The organism is Streptomyces sp. NPDC006516, from assembly GCF_040611875.1.
In the GTDB taxonomy this organism is placed as follows: Bacteria; Actinomycetota; Actinomycetes; order Streptomycetales; family Streptomycetaceae; genus Streptomyces.
Genome location: NZ_JBEXPD010000013.1, coordinates 171,233 through 185,496, shown reverse-complemented (window position 1 = coordinate 185,496; position 14,264 = coordinate 171,233). Strand labels below are relative to the sequence as shown.

Below are 14,264 nucleotides of genomic sequence, written 5' to 3'. Positions count from 1 at the left end.
GTACTCCCCAAGGTGGAGACTTGCCTACGTGACGGATGACTGGTGCCGATGGCGGGAAGCCGCAGAGTCCGCTTTGTACGGCGAAAAGGGTTTCTATCGGCGCCCGGAAGGCCCGGCGGGCCATTTCCGCACCTCGGTGCACGCCTCCGCGCTGTTCGCGACCGCCGTCGCCCGGCTGCTCTCCGCCACGGCCCAAGAGCTGGGCACGGACTCCGTCGACCTGGTCGACATGGGTGCGGGCCGCGGCGAGCTGGTGACCGGGGTGCTGGCGGCACTGCGCAGCGGTGCTGTCGCACCCGTGCCGGCGGTGAGGGCGTACGCGGTGGAGATCGCCCCGCGCCCCGAGGGCCTCGACCCGGCGGTCGAGTGGTGCGCCGAGCCGCCCCGGGGCGTGCGAGGGCTGCTGTTCGCCAACGAATGGCTGGACAACGTGCCCACCGACATCGCCGAGGCCGACGCCGACGGGGTGGCCCGCTACGTCCTCGTGCGCCCCGACGGCGCCGAACGGCTCGGTGATCCTGTGACCGGGGCGGACGCCGTGTGGCTGAGCCGCTGGTGGCCGCTGTCGCGGCCCGGCGACCGTGCCGAGATCGGCAGGCCGCGCGACGAGGCCTGGGCCCGGGCCGTCGCGTCGCTGACCGCAGGCACGGCCGTGGCGGTGGACTACGCGCATGTACGGGCGGCCAGGCCGCCGTTCGGGACCCTGACCGGCTTCCGGGACGGCCGCGAGGTGCGGCCCGTCCCCGACGGCAGCTGCGACCTGACCTCGCACGTGGCCCTGGACGCGTGCGCCGCCGCGCACGACGGGACCGAACTCCTGGACCAGCGGACCGCTCTGCGGGAGCTGGGCATCAGCGGCGAACGCCCGCCACTGGCCCAGGCGTCGACGGATCCGGCCGGTTACGTGCGGGCGCTCGCGTCGGCGGGCGAGGCCGCGGAGCTCACCGCTCGGGGCGGTCTGGGGGACTTCGGCTGGCTGCGGCAACGGGTCGCGGGCCGCCGGGAGGGATGGCGGGGCCCGGACGGCAAGGGGGGATACTGTCCCGCATGACGGAGACGACGATCGGCATCGGCGGCGCGGCGGAGAGCACCGACATGGTGCTGAACATCGGTCCCCAGCACCCCTCGACGCACGGTGTGCTCCGGCTGCGGCTCGTGCTGGACGGCGAGCGGATCCTGCAGGCCGAGCCGGTCATCGGCTACATGCACCGGGGCGCGGAGAAACTCTTCGAGGCCCGGGACTACCGCCAGATCATCATGCTCGCCAACCGGCACGACTGGCTCTCGGCGTTCTCCAACGAGCTCGGGGTCGTCATGGCCGTGGAGCGCATGCTCGGCATGGAGGTCCCGGAGCGTGCCGTCTGGACGAGGACACTGCTCGCGGAGCTGAACCGGGTCCTGAACCATTTGATGTTCCTCGGCTCCTACCCCCTCGAACTCGGCGGGATCACCCCGATGTTCCACGCCTTCCGGGAGCGGGAGGAGCTCCAGGCCGTGATGGAGGAGGTCTCCGGCGGCCGGATGCACTACATGTTCAACCGCGTCGGCGGCCTCAAGGAGGACCTGCCCGCCGGCTGGCTCGGCCGGGCCAGGGACGCCGTGGCCTCGGTGCGTTCGCGGATGGACGTCTACGACCGGCTGGTCCTCGGCAACGAGATCTTCCGGGGCCGCACCCGGGGCGTGGGGGTGCTGTCCGCCGACGCCGTGCACGCGTACGGGGTCTCGGGGCCGATCGCCCGCGCTTCGGGTGTCGACTTCGACCTGCGGCGCGACGAGCCGTACCTGGCGTACGGGGAGCTGCGGGAGACCCTCAAGGTCGTCACCCGCTCGGAGGGCGACTGCCTGGCCAGGTTCGAGTGCCTGCTGGAGCAGACCCACAACGCGCTGGACCTCGCCGACGCCTGCCTGGACCGGATGGCCGACCTGGCGCCGGGCCCCGTCAACCAGCGGCTGCCCAAGGTGCTGAAGGCGCCGGAGGGCCACACCTACGCGTGGACCGAGAACCCGCTCGGCATCAACGGCTACTACCTGGTCTCCACGGGCGAGAAGACCCCGTACCGGCTGAAGCTGCGGTCCGCCTCGTACAACAACATCCAGGCCCTGACGGAGCTGCTGCCCGGCACGCTCGTCGCCGACATGGTGGCGATCCTGGGATCGCTCTTCTTCGTCGTCGGGGACATCGACAAGTAGCCCCGGGAGGCCCGCAGGCAGTGCCCGGAGGGCCGTCGGGTGCCGATGCCGGCTCGGCTCCGGGCTCGGGCCCCGGACGAGCACCTCAGGAGGAGATCGCGCTCCGCAGCTCGACGACGTCCAACTGCTCGGTCTCGTCGTGCGGGGTCAGGTCGATGACCTTGCCGACCGCGCGGTTCTCGGCCGTGCCGGTCCGGTGCGCCGCCAGCGCCTCCTCACCCACCACGTCCGCGAGGTCCTCGTTCTGCACCGACTCGATCGCGGCGCTCGCCTTCTGCGTCCCGAAGAAGTCGAAGCTTCCCTGCGGCACGAGGTGGCGTCGCGCCGCGGCGTACGGGACGACGGCGGACGCGGCGGGCACCGCACGCGGCGGGCGCACCGGGGCGGGCGACAGCTGCGGGGCGGGCAGGGCGGTCCGGGGGCGGCGGTGCTGGAGGTCACCCGCTCCGGCGACCGCCGCGTGCTTCCCCTTCGAACCGTCTCCCTCCGCGTCCCGCTCGGCGGCCCGCTCCGCGAGGTCCCGCTGCCTGGCCAGCTCCGCGGTACGGCGGGCCTCCTGGAGCGCGGCGTTGCGCGGGAGGTCCTGGAGTGCCTGGGCGGCGCGCAGATAGGCACCGGCGGTCGGCGTGGACCGGGCGGGCAGGAGCTCACGCGGCCCGGAGGCCTCGATGGCGAGCTGCCTGCGGCCCTCCAGGGCACTGGCCCGCTCGGTCTCGGCGTTGGCGTATCGGCGGAGCAGCGCGGCGTGTTCGTTCCGCAGTCCGGCGAGCTCCACGCGCTTGCGGCGCAGCTTGGTCTCCAGCCGGGTGCGCAGTTCCCGTGATTCCTCGAGGTCGGCCTCGATCTCGGCTATGCGTTCCTCGGTCTTCCACTCGTCGCTGGCTCGTGCCCGGGTCAGTTCCGCGACGCGCAGCCCCGCGGCCCGGTCCCAGGTGCGCATCAGGCAGGCGCTGGTGAGGGCGGCGGCGGCCGTCACGGCCACCAGGCCCCGGAGGGCGAGCGGTTCCGCGAGGAGCCAGGCGCCGGCGGCACAGACGACCGGCACTCCGGCCAGCACGGCGGGCGGCAGGATTCTGTGGAGGGGCGGCGAATGGCGGTGGCGTCCTCGTGGCATGGCGCGAAATTTACCGTGCGTGCGAGTCACTTGGGAGGCCGCCCGGCAATCTGTTCCCCGCCGGTTACCTTGCGGCCTCTCAAGTGGCCCTGCGAAACGCCCTTCTACTTCTTGATCAAGCCCTTCGAGCGCAGATAGTCGGCGGCCGCATCGGCGGGCTTGGCGCGCTCGGCATCGACCTTGCGGTTCAGTTCCGCGAGATCCTCCGTGGTGAGCACGTCGGTGAGCTTCGCGAGGGCCTCCGCGATCTCCGGGGCACCCGCGTCCTTCGCATTGACCACCGGAAGGACGTTGTCCGCGTTCTGCAACTTCTTGTCGTCCTCCAGGAACACCAGCCCGTACGGTTCGAGCACCGCGTCCGTGGTGGTCGTGAGGACCAGCTGGTCCTTGCCGTCCTTGACCGCCTGCTTGGACTGCGGGGTGCCGACGCCCTTGGGGTCGATGCCCGTGACGTCGATGCCGTAGGTCTTCTTCAGCCCCGGCGCGCAGAACGGGCGCACCTCGCACTCGTCACCCGCCGCGATCTTCACCTTGATCTTGGAGCTGCCGAGATCGGAAAGCGTCTCCAGGTCGTTCTTCTCGGCGAATTCCTTCGAGACCGCGAAGGCGTTCTGGTCCACCGCGTCGCCGGCCGGAAGGACCTTCAGCCCGAGCGGGGTGGCGAGCTTCTCCAGAGCGGCGACGGTCGCCGTCACATCCCCCGAGGCGACGGGGTTCTTCTCGGCCTCCGCGGCGCCGTTGACCTTGGCGTTGAGGAATTCCGCGAGGGTCGCCGCGTATTCCGGTACGACGTCGATCTCGCCCTTCTCCAGCGAGGGTTCGTACAGTTCGCGGTTCTTCACCGTGGTGATCGAGGCGTCGTATCCGGCGTCGCCCAGAATCTGCGCGTAGAGCTCGGCCATCACCTTGGACTCGGTGAAGGCGGCTGCGCCCACGACGAGCGAGCCCTTCGCGGAGCCGCCGCCCGAGGCAGCGTCCGAGCCGCTCTTCTCCTTCTCCAGGCTGTCGCCGCCGCAGGCGGCGAGCGACCCTGCCAGCGCGACCACTCCGATGACCGCACCCGCTATGCGCGAGGTCCTGCTCATGGTGTTCTCCGTCCGCGAAAAATGATGTGCACAGTGCGAAAAGTCCGGGGCGTTCATACGGTCCTGCGGCGGCGCAGGGGCGACAGCAGCCGGTCGAGTGCCACGAGCACGCCCTCCACCACCAGAGCCAGCAGCGCGACCAGTACGGCGCCCGCGAAGACCTGCGCCGTGTCGTAGGTGTTGAAACCGGCGGTGATGATCCTGCCCAGCCCTCCGAGGCCCACCATCGCGGCGATCGAGGCGGTCGCGACCACCTGGACGGCGGCGGACCGCAGACCGGTCATGATCATCGGGTAGGCCAGCGGGAGCTCGACCCGCACGAAGAGCTGCGCACCGGACATGCCCATGCCCCGCGCGGCCTCCAGCACCGACCGGTCCACCTCCCGCATCCCGACGTAGGCGTTCGTCAGCAGCGGCGGCACGGCGAACAGCACCAGCGCGATGACGGTGGGCAGATAGCCGGAGTTGCGCAGGGGGGTCATCATGAAGAGGGCGAGCACCGCGAACACCGGTACCGCACGCCCCACGTTGGAGAGGTTGACGGCCAGCGCACCGCCCTTGCCCACGTGTCCCAGGTACAGCGCGACCGGCAGGGCGATGACGCAGGCCACCGCGAGGGCGACCCCACTGACGTACAGATGCTCCGCCAGGCGGTGCGCCGCTCCGCCGTCCCCCGTCCAGTTGCTGCCGGTGGTGAGCCAGGCCCACGCCTCCCCGATGACCCCCATGGATCAGACCGCCTCCGTCTTCGCGAGGCCCGCCCCGGCGGATGCCCTGGCGGGCGTCCGTATCCGGGTCCAGGGCGTGAGCAGGCGCTGCACGCCGAGCAGCAGCAGGTCCGCCGCCACCGCGAGCAGGACGCAGAGCACGGACGCGGTGAGCACCTGGGCCTTGAAGAAGCTGGGCAGGGCGTCCTCGATGAGATTGCCCAGGCCGCCCTTGCCGACGAGGGAACCGACCGTGGTCAGCGCGACCGTCGAGACCGTCGCGATGCGCAGGCCTGCCATCAGCGCGGGCAGCGCGAGGGGGAGTTCGACCTCCCACAGGAGCCGGGCGGGCCCGTATCCCATGCCCTTGGCGGCCTCTCTCGCCTCGTCCGGCACGGCTTCGAGGCCCGCCAGAATGTTGCGCACGAGGATGGTCAGCGAATACAGCACAAGACCGGTGACGACGAGGGCCGCCGACAGTCCGAAGAGGGGCAGCAGCAGCGAGAACATCGCCAGCGACGGCACGGTGTAGAGCACGGTGGTCAGTCCCAGCACCGGGCCCGCGAAATGCCGGCCGCGGCGCGCGAGCAGCGCGAGCGGAAATGCGACCAGGAGCCCTATCAGCACGGAAGCAGCGGTGATCCAGATGTGCTGGACGGTCGCTTCGGTCAACTCGTGGCTGCGGGAGCGCAGATACTCCCCGCAGATCCAGTCGTTCGCCACCAGGCAGTTCTGCTCGGCCATCCGCCCCCACCTCCTGTTTGCCCTCGCGATGTCGCCCCGGCCCGCTCCCGGGTGACCCTATCCCCGACCACCGACAATCGCCGAGGCTGTCGTATTCCGGCAACATGGCCTTCACAGAACCCGCGTCACAATGGGGAATCATGATCCGTTTCGAGCACGTCACCAAGCGGTACGCGGACGGCACCACCGCCGTCGACGACCTTTCCTTCGAGGTCGCCGAGGGTGAACTGGTCACGCTCGTCGGACCTTCGGGCTGTGGCAAGACGACCACCATGAAGATGGTGAACCGCCTGATCGAACCGACCGAGGGCCGGATATTCCTCGACGGGGACGACATATCCGCCATCGACCCTGTGCAACTCCGGCGCCGTATCGGCTATGTGATCCAGCAGGTCGGCCTCTTCCCGCACAAAACGGTCCTGGAGAACACGGCGACCGTCCCCCATCTCCTCGGCTGGAAGCGGGGAAAGGGGAAGGAGCGCGCCGCCGAACTGCTCGATCTCGTCGGACTGGATCCCTCCGTTTATGGCGGCCGATATCCGGAGCAGCTTTCCGGCGGTCAGCGTCAACGCGTGGGCGTGGCAAGGGCACTGGCGGCCGACCCGCCGGTGTTGCTGATGGACGAGCCTTTCGGCGCGGTCGACCCGGTGGTGCGAGAGAGACTCCAGAGCGAATTCCTGAAACTGCAGGCGACGGTCCGCAAGACCGTCCTGTTCGTCACGCACGACATCGAGGAGGCCGTGCGGCTCGGCGACCGGATCGCCGTGTACGGACAGGGCCGCATAGAGCAGTTCGACACGCCCGCCACCGTGCTCGGGGCCCCCGCGACGCCTTACGTCGCCGACTTCGTGGGAGCCGACCGGGGCCTGAAGCGGCTTTCGGTCACCCCGGTCGAGGAGGGCGACCTGGAGCAGCCGCCCGTCGTCCATCTCGACGATCCACTGACGAAGGCGACCGAGCGGCTGCGGGCGCAGGGCGCGCGCTGGGCGGTCGTCCTGGACGGCCAGGACAATCTGCACGGCTGGCTCCCCGCGGACGACGCGGCGGCGGCCGACGGCACGGTCCGGGAGCACGCCCGGCGTATGGAGGCATGGCTTCCGCTGGGCGCGCCGCTGAAGCAGGCCTTCGCCACGATGCTGCAGCACGACGCGGGCTGGATCGCCGTGATCGACAAGGAGGGCGCCGGCCGCTTCCTCGGCGTCCTCACCCCGGCCCGGCTCCACGAGGCGCTGCGCCGGTCGATCGACGCCGACGCGCAGGACGTGCCGCGCTCGGAGGTCGCCGTGGAGACGGTGGCGGGCGCCGGCACCCGGTGAGCCCGCGGCAAGCGGGCGGTCGGCCCCTGTGACCCGTCGGCGGGCCTGCGCCCGCCGGGCGTGTCGCGCACCCGAGGGGCGGTGTGAGTCCGGCCGGGCCGCCCTCCCGCCGGCGGCGGGAGGCCGGGCGGATCCGCGCACGCGCCGGCCCCGGGTCCGCGGGTTCGCGGGGCGCCCCCAGGACGGCCCCGGAGGGCGTCCCCGCCCCGCCTCCGCCCTGCGCGCAGGCGGGCCCCCGTGCACGCGGCCCGGACAGCAGCGTTCCGGGCCTACGCTGGTCGCATGAGTACGTTGCGAGGACGGGGCACGGTCCGAGGTCTGCCGGAGTGGGACCGCTGCGCGGTCATGGGGGTCGTCAATGTGACGCCCGACTCCTTCTCCGACGGAGGCCACTGGTTCGACACCACAGCGGCAATCAAGCACGGCCTCGAACTGGTGGCCGAAGGGGCGGACCTCATCGACGTCGGCGGAGAGTCGACCCGCCCGGGCGCGAGCAGGGTGGACGCGGACGAGGAACTGCGACGGGTCATCCCCGTCGTGCGGGGGCTGGTGTCCGAGGGCGTCACCGTCTCCGTGGACACCATGCGCGCCGGCGTGGCCGAGCAGTCCGTCGCAGCCGGAGCGGCCCTGGTCAACGATGTGAGCGGCGGCTTGGCCGACCCGGACATGGTCCCGGTCGTCGCCGCCGCCGGGGTGCCGTTCGTCGTCATGCACTGGCGCGGTTTCAGCGAGTCGATGAACAGCCGCGCGGTCTACACGGACGTCGTCGGCGAGGTCGTGGCGGAACTCCGCCAGCGCATGGACGCCGTGATCGCGGGCGGGGTGGATCCCGCCAAGCTGGTCATCGATCCCGGCCTGGGCTTCGCCAAGGACGCCGCGCAGGACCTCGCACTCGTCGCACACCTGGACCGGCTGCGCGACCTGGGCCGGCCCCTGCTCGTCGCCGCGTCGCGCAAGCGCTTCCTCGGTCATGTCCTGGCGGGTGAGGACGCGACCCCGCCGCCCGCGCGTGAACGGGACGCGGCGACAGCCGCGATCTCCGCCCTCTCGGCCAACGCCGGCGCCTGGGCCGTCCGCGTCCACGCGGTACGGCCCACCGCCGACGCGGTGCGGGTCGCCCGCGCCGTCGAAGGAGCCGCGTGAGCGCCGCCCGCGAAGAACACGAGGAGGCCGCCGCCGACATCGCGGCGGTCGAGCAGGCCAACACCGACTTCTACGAGGCGATGGAGCGGGGCGACCTCGCCGCGCTCTCCGGCCTCTGGCTCCCCGGCGAGGACCTCACGGTCTCCTCCGTGCACCCCGGCTGGCCCGTGCTCAGGGGTCGCGGCGAGGTGCTGCGGAGTTACGCGCTGATCATGGCCAACACGGAGTACATCCAGTTCTTCCTGACCGACGTCGGGGTGTCCATGACCGGCGACACGGCCCTGGTGACCTGCACCGAGAACATCCTCAGCGGCGGCCCGGCGGAGGACGGCAACGCACTCGGCCCGCTGGTCGGCCAGCTCGTCGTCGCCACCAATGTGTTCCGGCGCACACCCGACGGCTGGAAGCTGTGGTCCCACCACGGTTCCCCCGTACTGGCCGAAACCGGTGAGGAAGAGGACGAAGAGCCGTCTCCCTGAGCCGCTCCGGCCTCAGGGGGGATTGAGCCACGCGATCACCGGGTATACGCGGCTATCAACCCTTGCCGGGGCTGCCCGCGTCCCCCCGTGCGCGGGCGTTGTCGGTGCTCGCGGGTAGATTCGGTAGACGGCACCTCACCGCCCGCACGCGGCTTGGTGCCTCCAGAGACGACGAACAGCAGGAGTGATTCGCGTGGATCGTGTCGCGCTGCGCGGCCTCAAGGCACGCGGGCACCACGGTGTCTTCCCCAAGGAACGCGAAGAGGGCCAGACCTTCATCGTGGACCTGGTGCTCGGCCTCGACACCCGCCCCGCGGCAGCCGCCGACGACCTGTCGAAGACGGTCCACTACGGCGTGGTCGCCGAAGAGGTGGTCGGTGTCGTCCAGGGTGAGCCGGTCGACCTGATCGAGACCCTCGCGGAACGCATCGCGCAGCAGTGCCTCAAGCACGACGGGGTCGAGGAGGTCGAGGTCGTCGTCCACAAGCCGGACGCCCCGATCACCGTCCCCTTCGACGACGTGACCATCACCATCACCCGGAGCCGAGCATGACTGCATTTTCCACCGAGGGGCAGAGCGACCCGACCGTACAGCCGGTTCCCGCCGCCGTGGTCGAGCAGGTCGACGCGGCAGACGTCACCCTCTCCAATCCCAAACTCGCCGTGATCTCCCTCGGCTCGAACCTCGGCAACCGCCTGGAGACGCTCCAGGGCGCCGTCGACGCCCTGGAGGACACCCCCGGCCTCCGGGTCAAGGCCGTCTCGCCGGTCTACGAGACGGAGCCCTGGGGCGTCGACCCCGGCTCCCAGCCGTCGTACTTCAACGCGGTGATCGTCGTGAAGACGACCCTGCCCCCCTCCTCCCTGCTGGAGCGCGGCCAGGCCATCGAGGAGGCCTTCGACCGTGTCCGCGAGGAGCGCTGGGGGCCTCGCACCATCGACGTCGACATCGTGTCGTACGCCGATGTGGTGTCCGACGACCCGCTGCTCACCCTGCCGCACCCGCGCGCCCACGAGCGCGCCTTCGTCCTCGCCCCCTGGCACGACGTGGACCCGGAGGGCCAACTGCCCGGCGCGGGCCCCGTCTCCGACCTGCTGGCCGGTCTCGGCCGCGAAGGAGTGCTTCCCCGGCCCGACCTGGAACTCCGTCTCCCCGAGTAGTCGTTAGGCTCAAGGACAACGAAGCGGGCGGCGGCCCGGGTGGACGACCCGGGCCGGGCGCCACGGGCCACGGCAGCGAAGGGCGGCACTCTCGGTGAAGCAACTACGGCTCCGGCTCCTGGCCGGCCTCTTCGCCGGGGCCGGCGTGCTGTCCTGGGGCGCATCCCGCCTCTGGGACTCCCTGGGCACCCTGCCGAGCGTGCCCCTCGCCGCGCCCATCGTGCTGGCCGCGATCGCCGTCGTCCTGCTCGCCGCGGCCCTGTCCATCCGGTCCCGGCTGCGCGCCCAGCGCGAGCGGCGTCCGGGGGCGAAGGGCGTGGAGCCGCTGATGGCGGCGCGTGCCCTGGTCTTCGGCCAGGCGAGCGCGCTCGTCGCCTCCCTGGTCGCCGGGATGTACGCCGGCACCGGCGTCTTCCTGCTCGGCTCCCTCGACGTACCGCCCCGCCGGGACCAGGCCATCTACGCGGGCTTCGCGGTTCTGGCGGGTGTCGCGGTCGTCGCCGCGGCCTTGTTCCTCGAGCGCGTCTGCAAGCTCCCGGAGGACGGCGACGACGACAGGAACACCGCCCAGGCCGCCTAGAAAGCCCGCGACGGTACCGGCCCGGGATCGCTCCCGATCCGGACGGGCCGCCACGGGGTTCCTCGTGCTCCGGGCGTGCGGCCGGACCCACCGGGTCGCCCCGGTGCACTCAGCGGTTCCGCAGGCCCGGACCTGTTCGGAGCGCCGCCGTCAGCGCGCCATGATGAGGCTCATCGCCTCGGCGCGGGTGGCCGGATCGCGCAGCTGACCGCGCACCGCGGAGGTGAGCGTCTTGGCCCCGGGCTTGCGGATGCCCCGCATCGACATGCACATGTGCTCGCACTCGACGACGACGATGACCCCGCGCGGCTCCAGGATCGCCATGAGGGACTCGGCGATCTGCGTGGTGAGCCGCTCCTGGACCTGCGGCCGACGGGCGTAGACGTCGACCAGCCGCGCCAGCTTGGACAGGCCCGTGATCTTGCCGGAGGTCGCCGGGATGTAGCCGACGTGGGCGACGCCGTGGAACGGCACCAGGTGGTGCTCACACGTGCTGTACACCTCGATGTCCTTGACCAGCACCATCTCGTCGTGACCGAGGTCGAACGTCGTCGTCAGGACGTCCTCGGGCTCCTGGTGGAGGCCCGCGAATATCTCCTTGTAAGCACGTGCGACGCGACCAGGTGTCTCCAGCAGACCCTCACGGTCCGGGTCCTCCCCGACCGCGATGAGCAGCTCCCGTACGGCGGCCTCGGCCCGCTTCTCGTCGAATACGCCGATCGAACCCTGCCCGTCGAGCGTCACCGGGTCGGTCATCTGTGCCTCGTTCCTCTGTGCAGTCACATGCGCAGGCCCGCCCGGACCTCGATGCACAAGGCAGGCATGGCGCAGGCGTACGAAAAAGCCGCGCCCCCACAGGCTAGAACCTGAGGGGCGCGGCATCCATTCCGGGCCTGGTGGAGCACCCGTGAGAGGGGCCACACCAGGGCGGGCAGGGGACTAGCTCTCGGGACGGTCCTCCGGATGCGGCTCCGGGGAAGCGCCGTTGTTCTTCGTGATGTCCGTCGGGGCGATCTCCGGAGTGGCCGAACCATTGGCAGCGCCGTTGGTCAGGGCCAGTTCCTTGGGAGACAGCACGGGCGGACGCGTCGACGGAGTACGCCGGGCGGAACCGGTCCACGCCGGGCGGGCCGGGCGCTTCACGATCGGGGCGAAGATCTCTGCGATCTGCTCCTTGCCGAGCGTCTCCTTCTCGAGAAGCTCCAGGACCAGCGCGTCGAGGATGTCGCGATTCTCCACGAGGATTTCCCACGCGTCGTTGTGCGCGGTCTCGATGAGCTTCTTGACCTCTTCGTCGACGAGGGCGGCTACCTCTTCGGAGTAATCCCGCTGGTGGCCCATCTCCCGGCCCACGAAGGGCTCGGTGTTGTCGCCGCCGAACTTGATCGCACCGAGACGCTCGGTCATGCCGTACTGCGTGACCATCGCGCGGGCCGTTGCGGTGGCCTTCTCGATGTCGTTCGCAGCGCCGGTCGTCGGGTCGTGGAAGACCAGCTCCTCGGCCGCGCGCCCGCCCAGCATGTACGCCAGCTGGTCGAGCATCTCGTTGCGCGTCGTGGAGTACTTGTCCTCCTCCGGGAGCACCATCGTGTAACCGAGGGCACGGCCGCGGGAGAGGATCGTGATCTTGTGGACCGGGTCCGACTGGGGTGAGGCCGCCGCGACCAGGGCGTGTCCGCCCTCGTGGTACGCGGTGATCTTCTTTTCCTTCTCGGACATGATCCGGGTCCGCTTCTGCGGGCCCGCCACGACGCGGTCGATGGCCTCGTCGAGCATGTGGTTGTCGATCAGCTTCTTGTTGCTGCGCGCCGTGAGGAGCGCCGCTTCGTTCAGCACGTTCGACAGGTCGGCACCGGTGAAGCCGGGGGTACGACGGGCGACCGCGTTGAGGTCGACGTCCTCCGCGACGGGCTTGCCCTTCTGGTGCACCTTGAGGATCTCCAGGCGGCCCTGCATGTCCGGGCGGTCGACGGCGATCTGCCGGTCGAAGCGTCCGGGACGCAGGAGCGCCGGGTCCAGGATGTCCGGCCGGTTCGTGGCGGCGATCAGGATGACGCCGCCCTTCACGTCGAAACCGTCCATCTCGACGAGCAGCTGGTTGAGCGTCTGCTCGCGCTCGTCGTGACCGCCGCCCATGCCCGCACCACGGTGCCGGCCGACGGCGTCGATCTCGTCGACGAAGACGATCGCCGGAGCGTTCGCCTTGGCCTGCTCGAAGAGGTCACGGACACGGGAGGCACCGACACCGACGAACATCTCGACGAAGTCGGAACCGGAGATGGAGTAGAACGGCACGCCCGCCTCGCCCGCGACAGCGCGAGCGAGCAGCGTCTTGCCCGTTCCGGGCGGCCCGTACAGCAGGACGCCCTTGGGGATCTTGGCGCCGACGGCCTGGAACTTCGCCGGCTCCTGGAGGAATTCCTTGATCTCGTACAGTTCCTCGACGGCCTCGTCCGACCCCGCCACATCGGCGAAGGTCGTCTTCGGCGTGTCCTTGGTGATCAGCTTGGCCTTGGACTTGCCGAACTGCATGACCTTGGAGCCGCCGCCCTGCATCTGATTCATCAGAAACAGGAACACGACCACGATCAAAACGAAGGGCAGCAGGGAGAGAAGGATCGAGACGAACGGGGACTGCTTCGACGGCGAGACGGTGTAACCCTTCTCGATGTCACCGCTCTCGAACTTCTTCTGCAGCGTGTCGGCCAGCTCGACACCCTGGTTGCCGATGTAGCTCGCCTGGAACTTGCTGCCGGACTCGCCCTCGAGCTTCTGCTTGTCCTTCAGCTCGATCTTCAGGATCTGTTCGTCACCGGTGGTCAGCTTGGCCTGCTCCACCTGGTTCTTACTGATCGCCTGGATCACCTTGCCGGTGTCCACCGTCTTGTAGCCGCCGGACGAGCCGACGACCTGCATCAACACGACCACGGCGAGGACGGCCAGCACGATCCACATGACCGGCCCACGGAAGTATCGCTTCACGTCCATCCATACGGAGCGAAGTCGCCCCGTCCCTCCTGCCCGTAGGTAAATGCTGCTGTGAGAAAAGACTGTTCTTCGGACGGTACCCCAGCATTGTCACCCGTGACCGCAGCGGACGTCCGACAAACCCGTCTTCGAAGGCTCCAACGGCCCGAACGCCACAAGGGTTCCCGGGAGTCCGGCCGGGTTCGGCCGGGTGCCGTGGGGCCAGGCGGGTCAGCCGCCGTAGACGTGAGGGGCGAGCGTACCGACGAAGGGGAGGTTGCGGTACTTCTCCGCGTAGTCCAGCCCGTATCCGACGACGAACTCGTTGGGGATGTCGAAGCCGACCCACTTCACGTCGATCGCGACCTTGGCGGCGTCCGGCTTGCGGAGCAGCGTACAGACCTCCAGGCTCGCGGGTTCGCGGGAGCCGAGGTTGGTCAGCAGCCAGGACAGCGTCAGCCCGGAGTCGATGATGTCCTCGACGATCAGGACGTGCTTGCCCTTGATGTCGGTGTCGAGGTCCTTGAGGATCCGGACGACACCGGAGGACTGGGTGCCCGCGCCGTACGACGAGACGGCCATCCAGTCCATGGTGACGGGGGTGGACAGCGCACGGGCCAGGTCCGCCATGACCATCACCGCGCCCTTGAGGACGCCGACGATGAGCAGGTCCTTGCCCGCGTACTCCGCGTCGATCTTCGCTGCCAGCTCGACGAGCTTCGCGTCGATCTCTTCCTTGGTGAGGAGCACCGACTGAAGGTCGGTGCCCATGTCCTTC

Annotated in this window: 15 protein-coding genes; 8 read left to right on the top strand and 7 right to left on the bottom strand. The window is 70.2% G+C overall.

Going from position 1 to position 14,264, the window contains the following annotated elements:
• The first annotated feature begins 28 nt into the window (after positions 1–28).
• Positions 29–1,051: an SAM-dependent methyltransferase gene (locus tag ABZY45_RS28735; protein ID WP_356744467.1), complete on the top strand. Its 1,023-nt coding sequence runs from the start codon at positions 29–31 to the stop codon at positions 1,049–1,051.
• Positions 1,048–2,190 (top strand): NADH-quinone oxidoreductase subunit D, encoded by a 1,143-nt coding sequence (locus tag ABZY45_RS28730; RefSeq protein WP_356744465.1) that lies wholly within the window; start codon positions 1,048–1,050, stop codon positions 2,188–2,190. The genes ABZY45_RS28735 and ABZY45_RS28730 overlap by 4 nt, the downstream gene beginning before the upstream one ends.
• Positions 2,191–2,275: 85 nt before the next feature.
• On the opposite strand, the gene ABZY45_RS28725 is transcribed toward ABZY45_RS28730, so the two are convergent.
• The 4 genes from ABZY45_RS28725 to ABZY45_RS28710 all read right to left on the bottom strand — a co-directional run bounded on the left by ABZY45_RS28725 (position 2,276) and on the right by ABZY45_RS28710 (position 5,840).
• Complete coding sequence (locus tag ABZY45_RS28725; protein WP_356744463.1) at positions 2,276–3,304, bottom strand: hypothetical protein; 1,029 nt, start codon at positions 3,302–3,304, stop codon at positions 2,276–2,278.
• Between the two features lie 104 nt (positions 3,305–3,408).
• Complete coding sequence (locus ABZY45_RS28720) at positions 3,409–4,389, bottom strand: ABC transporter substrate-binding protein (protein ID WP_356744461.1); 981 nt, start codon at positions 4,387–4,389, stop codon at positions 3,409–3,411.
• A gap of 53 nt (positions 4,390–4,442) precedes the next feature.
• Complete coding sequence (locus ABZY45_RS28715) at positions 4,443–5,117, bottom strand: ABC transporter permease (RefSeq protein WP_356744459.1); 675 nt, start codon at positions 5,115–5,117, stop codon at positions 4,443–4,445.
• Positions 5,118–5,120: 3 nt separating this feature from the next.
• Positions 5,121–5,840: an ABC transporter permease gene (locus ABZY45_RS28710; protein WP_356744457.1), complete on the bottom strand. Its 720-nt coding sequence runs from the start codon at positions 5,838–5,840 to the stop codon at positions 5,121–5,123.
• A gap of 140 nt (positions 5,841–5,980) precedes the next feature.
• Here ABZY45_RS28710 and ABZY45_RS28705 point away from each other — a divergent pair, with 140 nt between their 5' ends.
• The 6 genes from ABZY45_RS28705 to ABZY45_RS28680 all read left to right on the top strand — a co-directional run bounded on the left by ABZY45_RS28705 (position 5,981) and on the right by ABZY45_RS28680 (position 10,519).
• The gene (locus tag ABZY45_RS28705) at positions 5,981–7,156 is read left to right on the top strand and encodes a betaine/proline/choline family ABC transporter ATP-binding protein (protein ID WP_356744455.1); all 1,176 of its coding nucleotides are present in this window, start codon (positions 5,981–5,983) and stop codon (positions 7,154–7,156) included.
• A gap of 282 nt (positions 7,157–7,438) precedes the next feature.
• The gene (folP, locus tag ABZY45_RS28700) at positions 7,439–8,299 is read left to right on the top strand and encodes a dihydropteroate synthase (RefSeq protein ID WP_356744453.1); all 861 of its coding nucleotides are present in this window, start codon (positions 7,439–7,441) and stop codon (positions 8,297–8,299) included.
• Complete coding sequence (locus tag ABZY45_RS28695) at positions 8,296–8,778, top strand: nuclear transport factor 2 family protein (RefSeq protein WP_356744451.1); 483 nt, start codon at positions 8,296–8,298, stop codon at positions 8,776–8,778. The genes folP and ABZY45_RS28695 overlap by 4 nt, the downstream gene beginning before the upstream one ends.
• Positions 8,779–8,971: 193 nt before the next feature.
• Positions 8,972–9,331, top strand: coding sequence for a dihydroneopterin aldolase (gene folB, locus ABZY45_RS28690; protein ID WP_145809563.1), 360 nt, complete (start codon positions 8,972–8,974; stop codon positions 9,329–9,331).
• Complete coding sequence (folK, locus tag ABZY45_RS28685) at positions 9,328–9,939, top strand: 2-amino-4-hydroxy-6-hydroxymethyldihydropteridine diphosphokinase (RefSeq protein ID WP_356744448.1); 612 nt, start codon at positions 9,328–9,330, stop codon at positions 9,937–9,939. Before folB ends, folK begins: the two co-directional genes overlap by 4 nt.
• A 94-nt stretch (positions 9,940–10,033) precedes the next feature.
• Complete coding sequence (locus ABZY45_RS28680) at positions 10,034–10,519, top strand: DUF3180 domain-containing protein (RefSeq protein WP_356744446.1); 486 nt, start codon at positions 10,034–10,036, stop codon at positions 10,517–10,519.
• A 150-nt stretch (positions 10,520–10,669) separates the two neighbouring features.
• On the opposite strand, the gene folE is transcribed toward ABZY45_RS28680, so the two are convergent.
• The 3 genes from folE to hpt all read right to left on the bottom strand — a co-directional run bounded on the left by folE (position 10,670) and on the right by hpt (position 14,257).
• Positions 10,670–11,275: a GTP cyclohydrolase I FolE gene (folE, locus tag ABZY45_RS28675; protein WP_356744444.1), complete on the bottom strand. Its 606-nt coding sequence runs from the start codon at positions 11,273–11,275 to the stop codon at positions 10,670–10,672.
• Between the two features lie 183 nt (positions 11,276–11,458).
• Positions 11,459–13,507 (bottom strand): ATP-dependent zinc metalloprotease FtsH, encoded by a 2,049-nt coding sequence (gene ftsH, locus ABZY45_RS28670; RefSeq protein ID WP_356744442.1) that lies wholly within the window; start codon positions 13,505–13,507, stop codon positions 11,459–11,461.
• 210 nt (positions 13,508–13,717) lie between these two features.
• Complete coding sequence (hpt, locus tag ABZY45_RS28665; protein ID WP_014155504.1) at positions 13,718–14,257, bottom strand: hypoxanthine phosphoribosyltransferase; 540 nt, start codon at positions 14,255–14,257, stop codon at positions 13,718–13,720.
• Positions 14,258–14,264: the final 7 nt, after the last annotated feature.

Coding starts and splice junctions, on each gene's coding strand:
- ABZY45_RS28730 (WP_356744465.1), top strand. CDS start 1,048: ATGACGGAGACGACGATCGGCATCGGCGGCGCGGCGGAGAGCACCGAC.
- ABZY45_RS28725 (WP_356744463.1), bottom strand. CDS start 3,304: ATGCCACGAGGACGCCACCGCCATTCGCCGCCCCTCCACAGAATCCTG.
- ABZY45_RS28720 (WP_356744461.1), bottom strand. CDS start 4,389: ATGAGCAGGACCTCGCGCATAGCGGGTGCGGTCATCGGAGTGGTCGCG.
- ABZY45_RS28715 (WP_356744459.1), bottom strand. CDS start 5,117: ATGGGGGTCATCGGGGAGGCGTGGGCCTGGCTCACCACCGGCAGCAAC.
- ABZY45_RS28710 (WP_356744457.1), bottom strand. CDS start 5,840: ATGGCCGAGCAGAACTGCCTGGTGGCGAACGACTGGATCTGCGGGGAG.
- ABZY45_RS28705 (WP_356744455.1), top strand. CDS start 5,981: ATGATCCGTTTCGAGCACGTCACCAAGCGGTACGCGGACGGCACCACC.
- folP (WP_356744453.1), top strand. CDS start 7,439: ATGAGTACGTTGCGAGGACGGGGCACGGTCCGAGGTCTGCCGGAGTGG.
- folK (WP_356744448.1), top strand. CDS start 9,328: ATGACTGCATTTTCCACCGAGGGGCAGAGCGACCCGACCGTACAGCCG.
- folE (WP_356744444.1), bottom strand. CDS start 11,275: ATGACCGACCCGGTGACGCTCGACGGGCAGGGTTCGATCGGCGTATTC.
- ftsH (WP_356744442.1), bottom strand. CDS start 13,507: ATGGACGTGAAGCGATACTTCCGTGGGCCGGTCATGTGGATCGTGCTG.
- hpt (WP_014155504.1), bottom strand. CDS start 14,257: ATGGGCACCGACCTTCAGTCGGTGCTCCTCACCAAGGAAGAGATCGAC.